The organism is Tunicatimonas pelagia (assembly GCF_030506325.1).
GTDB lineage: Bacteria > Bacteroidota > Bacteroidia > Cytophagales > Cyclobacteriaceae > Tunicatimonas > Tunicatimonas pelagia.
This window is the reverse complement of sequence record NZ_CP120683.1, coordinates 2,040,983-2,058,858: the sequence shown is the minus strand read 5'-3', so window position 1 is coordinate 2,058,858 and position 17,876 is coordinate 2,040,983. Positions and strand designations below refer to the sequence as shown.

General features: G+C 51.4%; 11 protein-coding genes. 5 read left to right on the top strand and 6 right to left on the bottom strand.

Features of this window, described 5'->3' with window-relative positions; all coding sequences use genetic code 11:
- Nucleotides 1-6 precede the first annotated feature (6 nt).
- The 5 genes from P0M28_RS08500 (at nucleotide 7) to P0M28_RS08480 (ending at nucleotide 8,370) form a co-directional block, all read left to right on the top strand.
- Nucleotides 7-1,524 (top strand): sulfatase family protein, encoded by a 1,518-nt coding sequence (locus tag P0M28_RS08500; RefSeq protein WP_302209370.1) that lies wholly within the window; start codon nucleotides 7-9, stop codon nucleotides 1,522-1,524.
- Between the two features lie 20 nt (nucleotides 1,525-1,544).
- On the top strand, nucleotides 1,545-2,945 hold the full coding sequence (locus P0M28_RS08495; RefSeq protein ID WP_302209368.1) for an alpha-L-fucosidase: 1,401 nt from the start codon (nucleotides 1,545-1,547) through the stop codon (nucleotides 2,943-2,945).
- An 18-nt stretch (nucleotides 2,946-2,963) separates the two neighbouring features.
- On the top strand, nucleotides 2,964-5,783 hold the full coding sequence (locus P0M28_RS08490; protein WP_302209367.1) for a glycoside hydrolase family 2 protein: 2,820 nt from the start codon (nucleotides 2,964-2,966) through the stop codon (nucleotides 5,781-5,783).
- Between the two features lie 30 nt (nucleotides 5,784-5,813).
- Nucleotides 5,814-6,941, top strand: a complete 1,128-nt coding sequence (locus tag P0M28_RS08485) for a mandelate racemase/muconate lactonizing enzyme family protein (RefSeq protein ID WP_302209365.1) — start codon at nucleotides 5,814-5,816, stop codon at nucleotides 6,939-6,941.
- Nucleotides 6,942-7,044: 103 nt separating this feature from the next.
- Nucleotides 7,045-8,370: a GntP family permease gene (locus tag P0M28_RS08480; protein WP_302209363.1), complete on the top strand. Its 1,326-nt coding sequence runs from the start codon at nucleotides 7,045-7,047 to the stop codon at nucleotides 8,368-8,370.
- A 280-nt stretch (nucleotides 8,371-8,650) separates the two neighbouring features.
- Here the strand turns inward: P0M28_RS08480 and P0M28_RS08475 are convergent, their stop codons facing one another.
- The 6 genes from P0M28_RS08475 to P0M28_RS08450 form a co-directional block, all read right to left on the bottom strand.
- Nucleotides 8,651-9,778, bottom strand: coding sequence for a CapA family protein (locus P0M28_RS08475; RefSeq protein ID WP_302209361.1), 1,128 nt, complete (start codon nucleotides 9,776-9,778; stop codon nucleotides 8,651-8,653).
- Nucleotides 9,779-9,796: 18 nt separating this feature from the next.
- A complete protein-coding gene (locus P0M28_RS08470) occupies nucleotides 9,797-10,705 on the bottom strand; it encodes a twin-arginine translocation signal domain-containing protein (protein ID WP_302209360.1) in 909 nt (302 codons plus the stop codon).
- 39 nt (nucleotides 10,706-10,744) lie between these two features.
- Nucleotides 10,745-11,653 (bottom strand): hypothetical protein, encoded by a 909-nt coding sequence (locus tag P0M28_RS08465; protein ID WP_302209359.1) that lies wholly within the window; start codon nucleotides 11,651-11,653, stop codon nucleotides 10,745-10,747.
- Nucleotides 11,654-11,689: 36 nt separating this feature from the next.
- Complete coding sequence (locus P0M28_RS08460) at nucleotides 11,690-13,129, bottom strand: RagB/SusD family nutrient uptake outer membrane protein (RefSeq protein WP_302209358.1); 1,440 nt, start codon at nucleotides 13,127-13,129, stop codon at nucleotides 11,690-11,692.
- 18 nt (nucleotides 13,130-13,147) lie between these two features.
- On the bottom strand, nucleotides 13,148-16,636 hold the full coding sequence (locus P0M28_RS08455; RefSeq protein WP_302209357.1) for a SusC/RagA family TonB-linked outer membrane protein: 3,489 nt from the start codon (nucleotides 16,634-16,636) through the stop codon (nucleotides 13,148-13,150).
- Nucleotides 16,637-16,729: 93 nt separating this feature from the next.
- Nucleotides 16,730-17,671: a FecR family protein gene (locus P0M28_RS08450; RefSeq protein WP_302209356.1), complete on the bottom strand. Its 942-nt coding sequence runs from the start codon at nucleotides 17,669-17,671 to the stop codon at nucleotides 16,730-16,732.
- Nucleotides 17,672-17,876 lie beyond the last annotated feature (205 nt).

The window sequence follows — 17,876 nt, the reverse complement described above, 5'->3', positions numbered from 1 at the left end:
ACGTAAATGAAAAAAATGGTCTTCGTATTGCTCAGCTGTGGATGGGTACTGAGTATGGTATCCGGGGGGCGTGTGGGCTCGGTAGGGTACGCTCAGTCAGCCCGTCCGAACGTAATGCTGCTGCTCACCGACGACCAGCGGGCGGGTACGATCAACGCGCTGGGCAATACCGAAGTGATCACTCCTCACCTGAATAGCTTGGTGCGGCGGGGTACAACTTTTCGGCAGGCAACGATCATGGGGGCGATGAACGGAGCGGTGTGTGCCCCCAGCCGCGCTATGCTGATGACCGGCCGTAGCCTGTGGCAGATCGATCCGGGGGGGCACTCGGTCGATTCAGCCCATCATACCCTGCCCGAATACCTGGGGCGGCAGGGCTATCGTACTTTTCATACGGGTAAGTGGCACAACGGAAAAGCCAGCTTTGCCCGCAGCTTTACCGGGGGTAAGCACATTTTCTTCGGCGGTATGAGTGACCACTACCGGGTACCACTGCATCCTTTTGATAGCAGCGGAGTGTATCCTGATGCGGCGGTGTATTTCGACACCACCCGACACAGTACGGACCTGTACGCCGAAGCGGCGGTTGCCTTCCTGGCGAGCTATTCCGGCAAATCACCCTTTTTCCTGAGCGTCGCCTTTCAGGCACCCCACGACCCCCGGCAGGTACCGCAGTCTTATCTGGATTTGTACGATACCGCCCGGCTTTCGGTACCGGTCAACTTTCTGCCTGAGCACCCCTGCGATAACGGCGAACTCGACATTCGCGACGAATGGACTGAGCCCACTCCGCGAAGTCGAGCCAGCATCAAAGGGCACCTTCGCGATTACTACGCAATGATTACCCACCTGGACGATGCCATCGGTCGCATTGTAGCAGCTCTGCGAGCCAACGATCAATTAGAAAATACGATCATCGTGCTGGCGGGAGATAACGGGCTAGCCCTCGGGCAGCACGGACTGATGGGCAAACAAAACCTCTACGAGCATAGCATCGGTGTGCCTTTGGTCATCACCGGGCCGGGCATTGCCGCCCATCGTACCAGCGACGCTTTCGTTTACTTGAGCGATGTGTACCCGACGCTCTGCGAATGGCTGGGGATGGAGGTTCCCGCCTCGGTAACCATGCCCAGCTTCGCAGTGGTGCTTCGGCCTAAGGAGTCTGGCGGGCGCTCGAGCAGTGTGCACGCCTACAAGAATTTCCAGCGAGCCTTGCGGACGGATCAATACAAACTGATTGGCTATAATGTAGGAGGTCAAACCCACTGGCAGTTGTTTGATCGCTGGCAAGACCCCTACGAAACTGATAATCTGGCCGAACGGTCGGCCTACGCTTCGCAGGTACAGCAGCTCCGGCAGCAGTTGCAGAGTCAGCTCCGCAGCATGGGCGACTCGGTAGACTTTACCCAGCCGGGGTGGGGGGTACCTGTGATTATGAGCTGGTACGAAAAAATGCGCCAACGCAACCCCGAGGGACTCCAACGTTTACGTCAACTTACTGAATCAAAAGCTAACGGTCACTAACAAAAACTACTTGACAATCTATGATGAATTCTTTGCTTAACTACGGTAGCCTATTAATCGTAGCCTTATCGTTCGCTTGCCAGTCTACACCCACCAATGAAGCAAGCCGCCCGGCAGTGGCCGATACCACTGGCATACTGAACGAATCTTCCGAAGCCTTCAACGAACGAATGGGCTGGTGGCGCGACGCTCGCTTCGGGATGTTTATCCACTGGGGGCCTTACGCGGTACCCGCCGGAGTACACCAAGGCGAAGAAGTGGAAGGTATCGGTGAATGGATCATGGACAAAGCTAGCGTTCCGATAGCCGAGTACGAAGCGTATGCCCGGCAGTTCAATCCCACGCAGTACGATGCCGATGCCTGGGTGAAGCTAGCTCACAATGCGGGCATGAAGTACCTGGTCGTCACCAGTAAACACCACGATGGTTTTGCGCTGTGGGACTCCGAAGTGAGCCAATACGATGTGATGGATTTTTCGCCCTTCCGGCGTGATGTATTGGCCGAACTGAAGGCCGCCTGCGAAAAATACGGAGTAAAATTCTGTATCTATTACTCCATCATGGACTGGCACCATCCGCAGGCGCAAGCTCCTAACTATCCTAAGTACAACACCCGCGATACCGCTCGCATCAACCCCGAGTTCGATCAGTATGTACAGAACTACCTCAAGCCGCAGCTCACCGAGCTAGTTGAGCAGTACGATCCGCACGTACTATGGTTTGACGGGGAGTGGATACCCGACTGGACGCACGAGCACGGGGTAGCTATGTATCAGTATCTGCGGGAGCTAAGTCCAACCCTCATTATCAACAACCGAATAGACATTGGTCGGCAAGGAATGAGTGGTTTTGATGCGGAGGGGGATTTTGTGGGCGACTTCGGTACCCCTGAGCAAGAGATACCCGACACGGGCATGGCCGGGGTAGACTGGGAAGCCTGCATGACGATGAACGACACCTGGGGATATAAACAAAGCGACGATAACTGGAAAAGCAGCCAGGAGCTACTGCATAAACTGATTGACATAGCCTCTAAAGGGGGCAACTTTTTGCTCAACGTAGGCCCTACGGCCGAAGGGCTGATTCCCGAGCCGAGTGTAGAGCGGTTGCAAACACTGGGTGAGTGGCTAGCGGTAAATGGCGAGGCCATCTACGGCAGCAGTGCCAGTCCGTACGAAGCCCCGGACTGGGGGCGATATACACAAAAAGGCGGTAAGCTGTACGCCCACGTACTGGACTGGCCCGAAGGCAATCAGCTGACCCTACCCGAAGCCTTGACAGTACAACGCGCCTACTGGTTAGCTGATGGACAGGAGGTAGTTGCCGACCCAGCAGCGAACGCGCTGACACTATCGGCGACGCATCAAGACCAACCGGCCCCCGTGCTGGTGATTGAGACTGCATTAGCTGTCGCTCAGTAATCTACTAATTGTCTCACTATGAATATCGCTAAGTTGAGCGGGTGGCTGTTGGTTCTCCTGCTACCCATCGATGTATTAGGGCAAGCCACCCAGTTTCAGTATCTTTCCGGTCAAGACAAAGACCGAACGGTTGACTGGGAATTTAAAATAGACAAGGGGCACCGAAGCGGGGAGTGGGGCAGCATTGCGGTGCCTTCTAACTGGGAGCTTCAGGGCTACGGTACCTTCACCTACGGTCGCAGTTGGCGCGATCAGCTGCCCGACGTAGCCGCCACCGGCACCTACCGCCACCGGTTTACCGTACCCTCCGATTGGCAAAACAAGACCGTTAATATCGTCTTTGAAGGATCGATGACCGACACCCAGGTGACCCTCAACGGTCAGTCCGCCGGGCCGGTGCACCAGGGTTCGTTCTACCGCTTTAAACACGACGTCACCCAGCTGCTCAACTACGGCGAAGAGAATACGCTGGAAGTGATTGTGAAAAATGTGTCGGATAATGCATCGGTGAACCGGGCCGAACGGGATGCAGACTTCTGGATTTTCGGCGGCATCTACCGACCCGTCTACCTGGAAGCGCATCCGAGAGAGCATATTGATTGGACGGCGATAGACGCTCGGGCTGACGGCTTGTTTACCCTGCGGGTCTACCCTAAAAACGTCCGCCAAGCGCAACGCGTTGAGGCTCAAATTCAGACCCTGGACGGTCAGGCGGTCGGTGACGCTTTTTCGGTGCCGGTGAGACGGCGCGACACCAGCGTAAGCCTCACGAGTACGGTGACCAACCCTGCGCTTTGGTCCGCCGAGTTTCCCAATCGCTACCGGGTGCGGGTGTCTCTGCTGGGAAAATCGGAGACCCTGCACACCCTTACCGAAACCTTCGGCTTCCGTACCGCCGAACTACGCCCCCGCGATGGCTTCTATGTGAACGGGCAGAAGGTGCGCTTCAAAGGGGTGAACCGCCACAGTGCCTGGCCCACCTCAGGACGAACCACCAGCCGAGCACTGAGTGTTCAGGATGCGCAGCTGATGAAGGACATGAACATGAACGCGGTGCGCATGTCGCACTATCCACCCGATAAGCACTTTCTGGAAGTATGCGACTCACTCGGCTTGTTTGTCATTGACGAACTCACCGGCTGGCAAGATGCCTACGACACGCTGGTGGGTGAGCAATTGGTACGCGAAATGATTGTGCGCGATGTGAACCACCCTTCGGTGGTGATGTGGGCCAACGGTAACGAAGGCGGCCACAACTACGATTTGCTGGATGAATACGCCCGCTACGACCTACAGCAGCGGCTGGTTATTCACCCCTGGAATACCATCAACGGAGCCAACACCCTACACTATCCGGTGTTTGGGTGCTGCGGAGGCTACTTCTTCCAGGGCGAAGAAGTCTTTTTTCCTACTGAATTTTTGCACGGCTTGTACGACGGTGGGCACGGGGCCGGTCTGCATGCCTGGTGGAATGCGATGCTGAACCACCCTCGCTCAGCTGGGGGCTTCCTGTGGGTGTTTGCCGACGAAGGTGTCGTGCGCAGCGATCTGAACGATTCTATTGATACCAACGGCAGCAATGCTCCCGATGGCATTGTAGGCCCTTTCCGGCAGAAGGAAGGCAGCTTTTATACAATCAAAGAGGTTTGGTCGCCTATCCACATCGACCCGCCCGCACTTAACGCTTCGTTCGCCGGACAGCTGCGGATAGAAAATCGCTACCACTTCACCAACTTAAACCAGTGCACCTTTCGTTGGCAACTGATTGACTTTCCGAACCCCAGCGCTGGAGCCACCGACTCTACGGTGGTAGCGTCTGGTTCGGTAGTGGTGCCTTCGGTGGTTCCCGGACTTAGCGCGTACCTAACGTTGGAGCTTCCGGATGACTGGCGCGATCACCATGCTCTCTATCTGACGGCCACCGACCCACACGGTCGTTCGGTGCTGACCTGGACGTGGCCCATTATTTCCGCTGAAACAACCGCCCGAACCATTGTCCCCAACAGCACCGGTTCGTCGGTCGCTCAGGGACGCATCGCTGGCGATACCCTGTACCTGGAAGCCAGCGACGTGCGCATTGGCATCAGTCAGCAAAACGGAACGCTGACCCAGGTGCGCAATGCTGAAGGGCCTATCTCCCTGACCAACGGTCCGCTGCCCGCCATGGGTGAGGCGCGCCTAACCTCGTTTGATCATTTCGCCGAGGGCGACGACTACGTGGCGCAGTTTTGCTACGAAGGGGCGCTAGACACTGTTGTTTATCGCCTGATGGGCAACGGCTGGCTCCGCCTTGACTACACCTATACTCCGCAAGAAACCCAGCCCTACGTAGGGATGAACTTCAACTATCCCGAAAACCAGGTACGCGGGATCACCTGGCTTGGTCAGGGACCCTACCGGGTGTGGAAGAACCGGATGCGGGGTACGCAGTTTGCGGTACACCACAATGACTACAACAATACCGTGACGGGTGAGAGTGGTTGGGTGTATCCGGAGTTCAAAGGCTACTTCGCCGGTTGGCACTGGGCTCGGCTCGAGACAGACGAACAGCCGTTCACGGTGGTATCGGCCACCGAGGGTTTGTTTTTGCGTTTGTTTACCCCCCAGCCACCGCAGGGGGCATTTAACGAGCATACGGACGGACAGTTTCCAGAGGGTGATATTTCGGTGCTGGATGCCATCAGCCCTATCGGCACCAAATTCAAATCTCCGGACATGCTAGGGCCGAGTGGGCAGCCCAATTACTTCAAATCCAACGAACAACCGGGTCGCCTCTGGGGAGCTACGCTTTACTTCGACTTTCGGGGTGAGGTAGCAACACCCGGAGAAGGACGGTAAATTTTAGACAAGCACTACACAATAAATACAATGAACATCACGCGCATCACGCCTTACGTAGTACAGCAGTCATTAGATCAGCCCTTCTATTTCAGCCAGTGGCAGTATGACACCCGCACCATCTGCTTGGTGAAAATTGAGACCGATACCGGACTCTGCGGCTGGGGGGAAGGCTACGGTCCTGCCGCCGTGATCCGAGCGGGTATTGATTTTTTCAGCCCTTTCCTGCTGGGAATGGATGCCCTCGCCCACGAGAACGTTTGGCAAACCATGTACCGCCGTTCGCTGGATTACGCCCGCCGTGGGGTGCTAGTGGCAGCCATCTCGGCTATTGACATCGCCTTGTGGGACATCAAAGGGAAAGCACTGAACCTACCCGTCTCAACCCTGCTGGGTGGACGCAAGCGCGAAGCGGTTACCCCCTACGCTACGGGGATGTACTTTACCGAAGGGAAGGGGCTCACCCAACGTTTGGCCGATGAAGCCCAAGGCTACGCTGAACAAGGGTTCCAAGCTATGAAGATGAAAGTAGGATTGAACTTGAAAGATGATCTAGCGAATATGAAGGCCGTACGCCAAGCGATTGGCGACGAGATAGACCTGATGATCGACGCCAATCATGCGTACTCGCTACGGGAAGCTACGCAGCTGGCTCAGGCGGTAGAACCACTTAACATCGGCTGGTTTGAAGAGCCGGTCTCGCCGGAAGAATATGACAATTATCGGCAACTGCGGAGCAAAACAACCATTCCTATCGCTGGGGGAGAGTGCGAATACTTGCGCTACGGCTTCCAGCAATTATTTCAGCAGCAGTCGGTCGATATTGCCCAACCGGACATCTGTGCCACTGGCGGACTCACCGAAGCCAAGAAGGTTGCTACGATGGCTCAGACGTACGGGGTAGCGGTGGTACCCCACAGCTGGGGAACCGGCATCGCGGTGGCGACTGCCTTGCACTTTATCTCCAATTTGGAAATCACCCCCGGCCGGAGGCAACCACCGCCCGCATTCATAGAGCTCGATCGCACCGAAAACGACCTGCGTGACAAGCTGGTGTCACCTCAGTTTGTACCAACGGACGGAGAGCTGACCGTACCTAGCGGGTCCGGGCTGGGGATTGAGGTAGACGAAGATTTACTTCAGCATTTCTCCCAGTAACCTGGCTGTTTTGAGATTATGTAGTGCCCGGCTTCCATTATAATGATACACTAATGTACCATCACTGCCCATTATCCATTGCCCCCTTTCAATTGCCTATCCTATGTACGGGTTGATCGTTTTAGTCATCGTACTGCTTGGTTTAGTATTGGCCATCTCCTGGGGTAAAGTACACCCTTTCGTTGCGTTACTGTTAGCTGCGTTAGCTCTGGGGTTGCTGATGAACTTGGGTGGAACAGCCACGGTAAATGCTTTACTAGATGGGTTCGGTACTACCATGCGTTGGATTGCTATTGTAGTGGTACTTGGGGCCTTCATTGGGGAAGTATTGCACCAAACCGGTGGGGCGGTACGAATTGCCGAGCGTATCGTGCGGTTGGCTGGACTGCGGAAAGTGCCTATGGCAATGGGTGTGATTGGCTACATTGTCTCGATCCCGGTGTTTGTGGATGTCGCCTATATCGTGCTGCAACCTGTTACCGAAGCTCTGTCCGTCCGTAGTAAGAAGCCAGTGCTGGTAATAGGGTTGTCGCTAGCTGCCGGACTCACTGTTTCGCATACCTTACTGCCACCTACCCCAGGTCCTTTGGCTGTGGCCTCACTGCTCGGGGCTGATTTGGGGCGACTGATCTTAATCAATGCTACGGTCGCGGTATTTGCGATGAGTGGGGGTATTATTTGGGCGATGACTTACTGCCGCCGGTTTCATCTGGAATACGATAAACAATTAGTCCGAACATATTCAGCTTCCGACCCATTGATGGCAGGTGCTTCGGGGCGATTAGGGTTGGATTTACTACCGATTGTCCTGCCCATCGTGTTGATGGCGGGAGGTACCTTACTGCCGGAAGACAGCAAGGGACTGCTCAGCCAGCTCGGTAGATTTTTTAGTATACCGATGGTGGCGGTGCTGATAGGAGCGGTGGTGGCCGGATTATCGTACCATTTCTCAGGGGTAAAAACTGCACTGGCCCACTTGGTAGAGCAGGCGATTGTCAAATCCGCTTTAGTAATTATGATCACCGGGGCTGGTGGGGCCTTTGGGCAGGTAATCAAAGCGACGGAAGTACACTTGCCCTTTGTAGATACGTTGGTGGCTTACCAATCACTGGGTTTTCTACTGCCGTTCCTGTTGGCCGCTGTGCTGACTACTGCGACGGGCTCTATCACAGTGTCACTGATTAGCACGGCTTCGCTGCTTGGCCCTCTGGCAGGTACGTTACCGTACTCGCCTGAGATTATGGCAGCGTTGATCGGTAGTGGCTCGTTTTGTGTGTTTCACGCCAATGCCAGCTTCTTTTGGTTGTTGCAGCGGTTGCACGAGGTGCCCGTCAGTACTCTGTATCGTACTTATACCTTGCAGTCGTTAGTCATGGGGTTGTCAGGCTTGCTGGGGGTGTTTGTTCTTTTACTTTTAGGAATAACGTGAGACGATCACCTGCGTGACAAATCGCCGTCAGATAAAGACTGCTGATTGAAAAAAGTTGGCACCCGCAGTTGAACGCCCTGGCTAAAATGCAGTAACGGATGCCAATTATCTCTTTATTTACTCGTCGGCACCTACCTACCCTGAATTTTGGATAAGGTTAGGGTTGCTTCTCACTACTTCAAAATGTGAAGGTCTTGGTCTAATGCAAAAGGGATAAATAAAATACTACGTTCTACTTTAAACCGATGGCGGCGAAGGAGAAGAAGGTAGCCCTTTACTATCACGGGTTATTGATTACCTGTATTTCTTTTCCTACTAGTTTCAAGGGAGCGCCGCCTTCGTTAACCGATCGAAGATAGCCCAGTAATTCGCGCCCTTTACCGTAGTTAGGGTCGTAAAGACGTAAAAAATTATCATCATCCCGCCAAGTCGGTACCAATGATACGCTCTTGAGCTGGCGGTTTTCCAAGACCAACCGAGCCAGTAGACCTTCACGGAAACGCCGATGGCGATTATCCCTTATGTCATCGAAGACCGCTTGCCCTAAACTGTAAAAAATCGGTTTACCACGGTAGATTTCTATTTTCTGGTAGCGATGCGGCCCGTGCCCGAAGACTACATCAGCACCGGCATCAATAACGGCCTGCGCTATATCCGTTTGATACGAAACCGGCTTTTTTGTATCCGAAACCCCCCAATGATACGAAACGATCACTACGTCAGCTTGCTTGCGTAGCTTCTCAATATCGCTCACCATCAAAGCCCGGGAGGCTTCATCCAACCAAGTGATTACGTACGGAGGCTGACCGGGTTTATCCAGATTCTTAGGCGGTTGATAGGCGGTATGCACCTTAATCTCAGCAATACCGGGCTGATTTTCCCGAGCCGCGTGGTTATACGGAAATACGGTAGCAGCGTACTGCATGAAACCAACTTTTAGACCGTTTTTTTCCAGGATGATGGGCTTATGAGCCTCCGGTAGATTTTTGCCGCCCCCAACAAACGGAATACCGGCCTCATCTAGCACTTGCTTACTTTTCATCATGGCCTGCCAAGGATAGGTCACATTGTTCGCTACTCCTACCGCATCGATCTCAGCCGCCACGAGAGCTTGCACCTGATCGGGATTGGAATGTCGCCAGTTTTTGTGGGGGATGTCGGTTTTGGTCGAGTCATCAGTTCCCCCGGCAAACGGTCCTTCCAGATTGAGCAGCCGGAAATCAGCTTCGTTTAGCGTTGCCATCACGTGCCGGAAAGCGTCCTCTGGCTTCTTGCGGTACTGAAAATTATTGTCTCCTAATAGTAAGATGGTTTGCTCACCCTGCACTTCAAAAGGCCAGGGTTCATCCTGCGCGTAAAGGGCCGAAGAAAGAACAATACCTACGATGCTGCCGAGAAATGTTTTCATAAACGCTGAATACTTCACTTAAGCTATTTCGTGTTTTTGCATGAACGCTGATTTTGACATATTTCCTTTGAAGAATTCGTCCAGCGATTTAAGGGCTAGCGCACTCTGAGCCAGGGCTTGAGTATACGCGCTGCTTCCTTTCCCCTCGACAAACGATTCGTTCAACCGAATCTGACTAACTGAATAATCACTAGCGATTTTTATAAGTTCGTCATTTGGGTTAAAAAAGTCCGTACTGGCTTCTTCACCGGATACCCAGGCTCGGGCTAGCGACTGCATACGCTGGCGATCCTCCCGGTACCAATCCATGTAATTAATTACCCACTCGTTCCAATTTTCGGTATCTGGGGTAAGGGTATGCGTGCGAAAAGTAGCCCGGTGGTACAACAGCTTAAGAATATCTTCCACATCGGCTGCACTGGGTGAGGCCGACGAACTTTTTCCGATTGTATGCTTCAGTACCGCAACGTCTTGCCTAAGAATTTGGTCGGGACTAGTATCCTGCGCGTTCATCACCTTGGCAGTTTCGCGGTAGACGAGCCATCCGGCGACAAGGGCCACCTGAGGGTGAATCTCTTCGCTCCAGCCGCTACCTCCTTGGATGATCGTTAAAATTTCTGAAATGTAGGGCAGGCCTCGATCCAGTACCTGACCGGCTACCATCTTGTTGAACTGTTCGGAAATAGAGTCTTTCATTTTCCAGGCAATATCTGCGTCTTTGATCATCAGGTTAGCCGCATCCCAAACGATTGCTACCGGAGTATACCGATGAGCCGGCGCAGCAGTGAGGTGGCTACTTGCTACTTGTCCGCGTTTTGCTAAAAGATCATAAGGGTGGATGGCTAGCAACGCTCCGGCTAATGCAGACTGTTTGATAAACGATCGGCGGGATTTATCTTCCGGTATTGTTTTTTGAATTGTTTTCATTTGATGTATTGATTTTTGCGCTATCTGGATAGAACGGCTTTAGTATCTCTCTATTTTTTGATCGTCGTTAATATTAAACGCATCGTACATGCCTTCCATATCTTTGTCCGACTGATATTCAAAGTACTTACTGGCTTCGGCAATCCAGTTGAACGCTTTGCTGAGCGTTTGGGCGTACTGACTCTGTCCTTCGGTATTTAGAGCTTCGGCCATACTCATTCCTTCTACCGACTCACCTAGCTGAATATTTCGGGCGATTTTGATGATCGGGTCCTGATCATTGTAGAAATTAGGCGCAATAATCATTTGCTGCATATCCTCCAGAACCGGATTATTAACCAGGTTGACCAGTCGTTTAAAATCTACAGTAAACGTAGCGAACTGCGACTCCATACGGTTCATAAACTCTTTACCACTCTTGACCCCATCGAACGATTGCAGTGCCAGAAAATCAGCCTGATAGAGTGGGCCAAAAATAGCTTCGGCTTGCGTAACATTAATTTGGTTAGCGGCGGGATGCGACTGCATGTTTTCTTCGGCAAACCCAGCCGAAAAAGGCGAGTTCTTACCATTTCCGTACACCTTATCGTACATCACAACGTCGTGGTAAATCCGAATATCCACCGGATGCAGGTTCTCGGGGTTCTTATCAAAAATGCCGTAGCGCGGTTTGAAGTAGCGGTCGGCCGCCCGGTGGGTGATCCATCCCAGTGTGTAAGCCAACTGATCTTCCAAGCGATCTTCGGGTTTTCGCTCTTTCCACAAATCCCGGAAGTGATGAATATTCTGGATGATAAAGGTGGAGTTACCCCGACTGGCACTGCCCATGCGCATGGCATCCGGACTTTCTCGCATACAGGTTTTGAAGGCTTCGCAAATCTCGTCGGCGTGTAACGCTAACCGTTGTGTATCTTCCTGTACAGCAATGTGGGTGATATATTCTGACATAAGTTCTTCTTATTTAAAGTACGTATTACTATAAGTTTACTGGTATCCGGGATTCTGATCCAAGTTAGGGTTTCGGTCCCGATCATCTTGCGGAACGGGCCATAGCACCTGATGGGTGTTGCCGTTTTCTTCGGAAAGAGACTCTACCTCCTGTACCGCAATATCGTGACGCTTCAGATCGTACCACCTTTTTCCTTCAAAAGCCAGTTCTACCAACCTCTCTTCGAGAATGGCATTCCGCACTTCATCTTGGGAGGAAACGGTGACCGGAGCAAGTCCCGCGCGAGTCCGAATTTGATTTAACAGGTCGATGGCTTCGGTGGTACGTCCTAGTTCATTTAGTGCCTCCGCCCGTACCAAAATAATGTCGGCCAATCTCAGAACTACGACATTAGGATCGTCGAGCCCTACTTGTTCGTGTTTGCCGGTATAAAAGAGCTCATTGTTGTTATCTTCCGGTACATCAACCTCTTTAATTGTGATCGCCCTTCTTAGATCACCGGGCCGGGCGTCAAACGCATCCAACAGCTTTTGGGTAGGTACGTTTCTCACCCGGCCAATGGGTCCGGGCTGGAATTCATTATGAAGGGCATTCCCGTTTACTTCATCGTTCTCAAAACTAATTTCCCAGATAGATTCGGAAGTAAGCTGCCCATTCACGGTAAAAATATCTGCATAGTTCACCCCGTCTACTAAGCTATATAGCGAACTAGAGATCACTTGTTCGGCTAAGCTAGCAGCCTCTTCGAAGTCTGCGTTTCCGCCTCCAAAATCTTTATGTCCGCGCCACAGGTAAACCTTCGCCAGTAGTGCCCGGGCTGCGCCTTTGGTAGCCCTGATCCGGGTAAACTGCTCGGTTTCCTGCTCTTCGGGAAGAAGATCAATGGCTTGCTCCAAGTCACTGATAATTTGATCAAAAACCTCCGGTAAGGAATTTCGGGTAACATTCACGGCTTCCTCTTCTACTGTTTTGGTCACATCCAACACCAGCGGCACGCGTCCGTAGAGCCGGGTAAGATAAAAATATTGATAGGCTCTTACGAAATGTGCTTCCCCCAGCAAATTTTCTCGCTTATTGTTAACATCTAATCTAGAGTCGCTGATTTGCGGGATATTTTCTAACGCATCGTTAGCCCACTGCATCCTCAGATAGGTGTTTCGCCAGAGGTCGCGGGTATTACCCTGCCGCTGTGCCGTGTACTGGTGGTCTTCCATCCGCTGCCGCGCACCACTGGTACCGGGTACGTTTCGGGCTTCATCCGAAGCAATAACGGTAAATGAGATCAGGTTTCTCATCATATTGTCAAAAGCTACTCCGTCGTAGATTGCACTGATGCCCGCTTCGGCGTGTTCGGCGGTTTGCCAAAAATTATCGGCTAAGATGCTATCTACCGGCTCCGGGTTCAATAGGTCGCCGCAGGCTCCTAGCAAGAAAAGAGTGGACACGATTAGTCCAATGTATAGTTTCGTTTTCATAACGTTGTATTTTTTGAATTAAAATTGTAGGTCTAAGCCGAGGATAAACGTTCGGGGAACCGGTTGGGTAAGATAGTCAACCCCAATGGACGTAGACGCTGCCGTATTTTGCGATTCGGGGTCAAAGCCTGAGTAGTCGGTAAATGTAAAAGCATTTCTTACCGAGCCATAAATCCGCAGGCGGCTTAGGTTAATTCGTTCTATCAAGCTATTGGGCAGACTGTACCCCAGGGTGATATTCTTTACTCGAAGGAAGGAACCATCTTCCAAAAACCGATCGGATATTTCGGTATTGTTGGCCCCCGGAGTAAACCGCCCGGTTACATCGTTAAACACTGCGATAGGAATATCCGTCTGATCTCCAGGGTTTTGCCAGCGATTCAGAACATTGGTGCCTTGGTTGTTGTAGCCCGACATCTGCTCCAGCACCGCCCCGGTTTGGTTGTACACATCGTTGCCATAAGACCACTGCATAAACACCGACAGGTCTAATCCCTTGTAGCTAAAGTCGTTAGAGAATCCTCCGGTATGCAATGGTTGGGCGTTGCCGAAGATCGTTCTATCGTCAAAACCCAGCCCTCCGTCATCGTTGGTGTCTACGTACAACACGCCGCCTGTTTCCGGATCAACCCCCGCCACAAACCAGCCGTAAAACGAACCGATGGGTTCGCCTACCCGAAATACGGTGCGGGTGCCATCCGTATCGAAACCGCCTTCCTGTTCTATAAAGAAATCCGTAGCGGTAGGGTTTTCGGGATCGAAGCCCGGTAAGCTTTCTATTTTGTTGCGGTTAAAATTGATATTAAAGGTGGTAGACCACTTAAGTTCGCCATCAAGATTAACGGTGTTGATGGCTAAGTCGAGTCCCCGGTTCTCGACCTCACCCAGATTGAAGAAATTAGCTATCCCGAAGAATCCGGCGGTTCGTGGGATGTTTTTGCGGAAAATAAGGTCGCTGGTCAGTTTCCGGTACACATCAGCCGTAACGTTAACCCGCCCTCGGAATACGGACACATCTAGACCAATATTAGTCTGAGCCGTAGATTCCCAAGATAAATCGGGGTTAGGAATATTAGCAATCCTAATGCCAGGGAAGGAACTGGTATAGTTGGAGCCAGTAACGTAGGCGGCTCGCCCGGGAAAATTGTTACCGAGCTCCTGGTTTCCAACCACCCCGTAGCTGGCTCTTACTTTCAGGTCATCCAAGAAACTGACCTCTTGCAAGAAGTTTTCTTCACTAATTCGCCAACCGGCAGATATAGCCGGGAATACGCCCCACTTGTTTCCTTCCGGAAAGCGAGATGAACCGTCCGCCCGTAAGGTAGCCGATACCAAATACTTATTCCGGTGGGTATAATTCATTCGCCCAAAATACGAGACGAGGCCCCAGGTGGATACTTGTTGCCGGGGTAGTTCGGCCACGGAAATAGCGTTAACCGTAGGCACAATATTACTACCCGCCTGACTTCCGCCCGCTCGCAGAAAGTTCTCGTCAGAGCTTTGCAGCGTGTTTCCTACTAAAAAAGTGAAATCATTATTTTCGTTAAGAATGAGGTTGTAGGCGGCGGTAGTTTCAATCAACCAAACAAGTTCTTCGTACTGAGCCGCCCGCGATTCAGCGAACTCAACTCCCAGTAGCGTATTGGGGATGTAGCGCAGTTGCCGGTCGCTCAGATTATCTATTCCCCAGGTTGTTTTCAGCGTAAGGTTCTCAAGGGGTTGGTACTCAGCAAATACATTACCAATCACCCTTTTTTGAACGCTGGTAAACGGAATCTCTTGAGTAAGCTGTACCGGGTTTAGGTTGTCGGTAAGCTGATCTTGGGTGTAGTTTCCGGTTTCATCGGTTACGGGTAGATTAGGCCGGGCGATGAGTGCTGCTCCGATAGGGTTGCGCCCGTCGAAATCTGCAAAAACCCGTTCGTTGTTAGAGTAACTTAACGTTAAGCTGCTGCCTATTTTAATTCGCTCCGTGGCCTGGTGGTCAATGTTAATCCGTCCCGTAAATCGGTCGTAGGCCTGTCCTCGTACGGTGCCTTGCTGATCGAAGTAGCTTAGGGAAGTAAAGTACTGGGTCTTATCGTTTCCGGCCGTCATCGATAGATTGTAGCTGGAAATAGGAGCCGTTCGGAAGATTTCATCCTGCCAGTTGGTATTTGTACCGTTCGCCCTGATTTCGTCCGGAATGGCTATCTGATTGTTGGGATTGCGAAACCGGTTTTCGTTTGTAATAGACTCTACAACATAGTTTTCGTACTGCTGAGCGTTAAGCACATCGAGTTGTCGCCATACCTCTTGCACGCCGGTGTAGGTATTGAACTCAAATTTCGCTTTTCCGGATTTTCCGCGCTTGGTTGTAATCAGCACTACCCCGTTAGAAGCCCGCGAACCATAGATAGCGGTAGCTGAGGCATCCTTTAGTATTTCAATGGAGGCGATGTCGTTAGGATTAATATCATTGTTACCGGTAGCCTGCTGTCCTCCCCCTCCCAACACTTCATCATCTACCTCATTCATCGGAACCCCATCAATCACAAACAAGGGGCGGTTCTCCCCGAACAGCGAATTATTACCGCGTATCCGCACGTAGTTGGCATTGCCAGGTGCGCCGGAGCTTTGCACCACTTGCACCCCAGCCGCCCGACCTTGTAATAAGGCATCTACTGCTGTCACCGGTACGTTTTGAATCTCTTCCGGACTCACCGAAGTGATACTTCCGGTCACATCCTGGCGTTCTTGGGTGCCGTAGCCTACTACAACCACTTCTTGTAACGATTCAATACTTGGGGCCATCGCTACATCAATCGTGGACCGACCCACAATTTCAATTTCTTCAGTACTGAAACCTACTGATGTAAAAACTAAGGTGGTAACGTCATCTTCTACGGTGAGGCGATACTTACCTTCCACATCAGTTACCGTTCCGGCAGAAGTGCCTTTAGCAAGTACATTGACCCCCGGTAGCGGAGAATTATCAGTAAGGTCGGTCACCGTACCACTGATTGTCTGCTCCACTGGGGCAAGAGGTGCCGCTCGGGAGCCAGCAGCTCCATCCAATACTCGCTTATTTATCGTAGGGGGCGCAGTTACAGCTTCTATTTCTTCGGAAGGTATCTTTTGAGGAGACCTGGAGGTACCTTGCTTAATCACATAGTAACCATCTTGTACCTTCTCAAAAGTAAGGCGGTGCGACCGCAAAATTCTTTGTAGGGCAACCTCAAGGGCTTCAGCATCTGAAGTAGTCTGAAGTTGTTCGGAAGCCACTTCTTTGCCATCTACCAGTTTACTGTCGTAGACAAACCGGACCTGGTAGGTTTGTCCCAACTGGTCAAGCACATTGTGCAATTGGGAGGTTTGCTGTTCAGGAACTGACTGAGCAACCGCATTTAATGCCAGTTGTTGCGTTTGGGCGATGGATGCACTGCTGAGTACTCCCCCGAGGAGGAAAGTGCCGTACATTAGCCTTTGGGTAAAGACATACAGAAAACGAGTACGTTTTGACTTCATAGGTTTAGATTTAAATTTACACAATACTATATCAGGTTGCCAGCATGACTACTTTATTGGCAACGGTATGACTGACAAGAAACAGGAACCGGGCTAGTTCAAATAAAGCACGTTGGCCCGATGGGTGATGGTTATATCAAAGCTTTTTTCTATCAGTAAAATAATAAGTTCCAGGTCTTGGTCTACCTGACCGCTAAGTTCTTGCCCAAGCACAGATGGGTCAGAGGCCTCTACGCGCACTCCGTAAATATCTTCAATCCGTTGAAACACCTCGCGTAGCGGAGTATGGTTCAGGATCATAGTGCCCTGGGTCCAGGCCGTGTACACCTGGGGGTTTGCTATTTGCTTTTCTACTGTTTGCTTAGCTTTGGAATAGCGTACTCGGTCACCTGGCTGCATCTCTACCGTAGAATCAGCATTGTTTGCAGGTAGTGACAGCACTACTTTACCCTGGTTCAGTACTACATCGGTTTTAGCCCGGCGGGTATTTACATTGAACTCAGTACCTAGCACATATACTACCAAATCTGAAGTATTAACGTGAAAGGGGGCATCTGCTTCGGTATGCTTTACCTGAAAAAAAGCTTCCCCCTCCAGCCATACCTCACGCGGGTCTTCAGTACGGTAGCGCATCACAGAGTTAGCGTTGAGTATCACTTGGGTGCCGTCAGCTAATGCTACGGACTGAGTTTCTCCGTAAACCGTACTCAGTGTACTCCACTCAGGCGTTCGGTTTATCCAGAAGACAGCTCCCGCCAGGAGTAGCAGTACAATCGCTGCCGCTACCGTATAGTAGGGATACAGTTGCTTCGGCTGCCTGGTTTGGCTTTCTATGGTTTGTATTACCATTCGTATATCTACCTCACCAGTCAGATTAGCCCCGGTGCTTTCTTTGCGGATACGTTCGTCGAGGTAGGCACTATAAAAACGCTGCCCCTCGGCAGTAGCCAACCACGTTAGCACCTCTTGGGCTTCTTCCAGGGTGGCCTGCTCGCGAAAGTAACGTTGTAAATGCTTATAGTCGGGTGCTGACATGAGTTTATCTTAATACTCTATAATATACTACACAGCAACGGATGGATTGTATATAGAAAATATGAAAAAAGTTGAGAAATTCTTTTTTCTGTTCTAGCTAAACTTGGTCTATTATCCAGTTCATCCTTTTGGGAATTACTGGTTTGATTACTACTTTTAGCGACAATAACTTCTATTAGCACAGCTACAAATAGTATTTTATCTA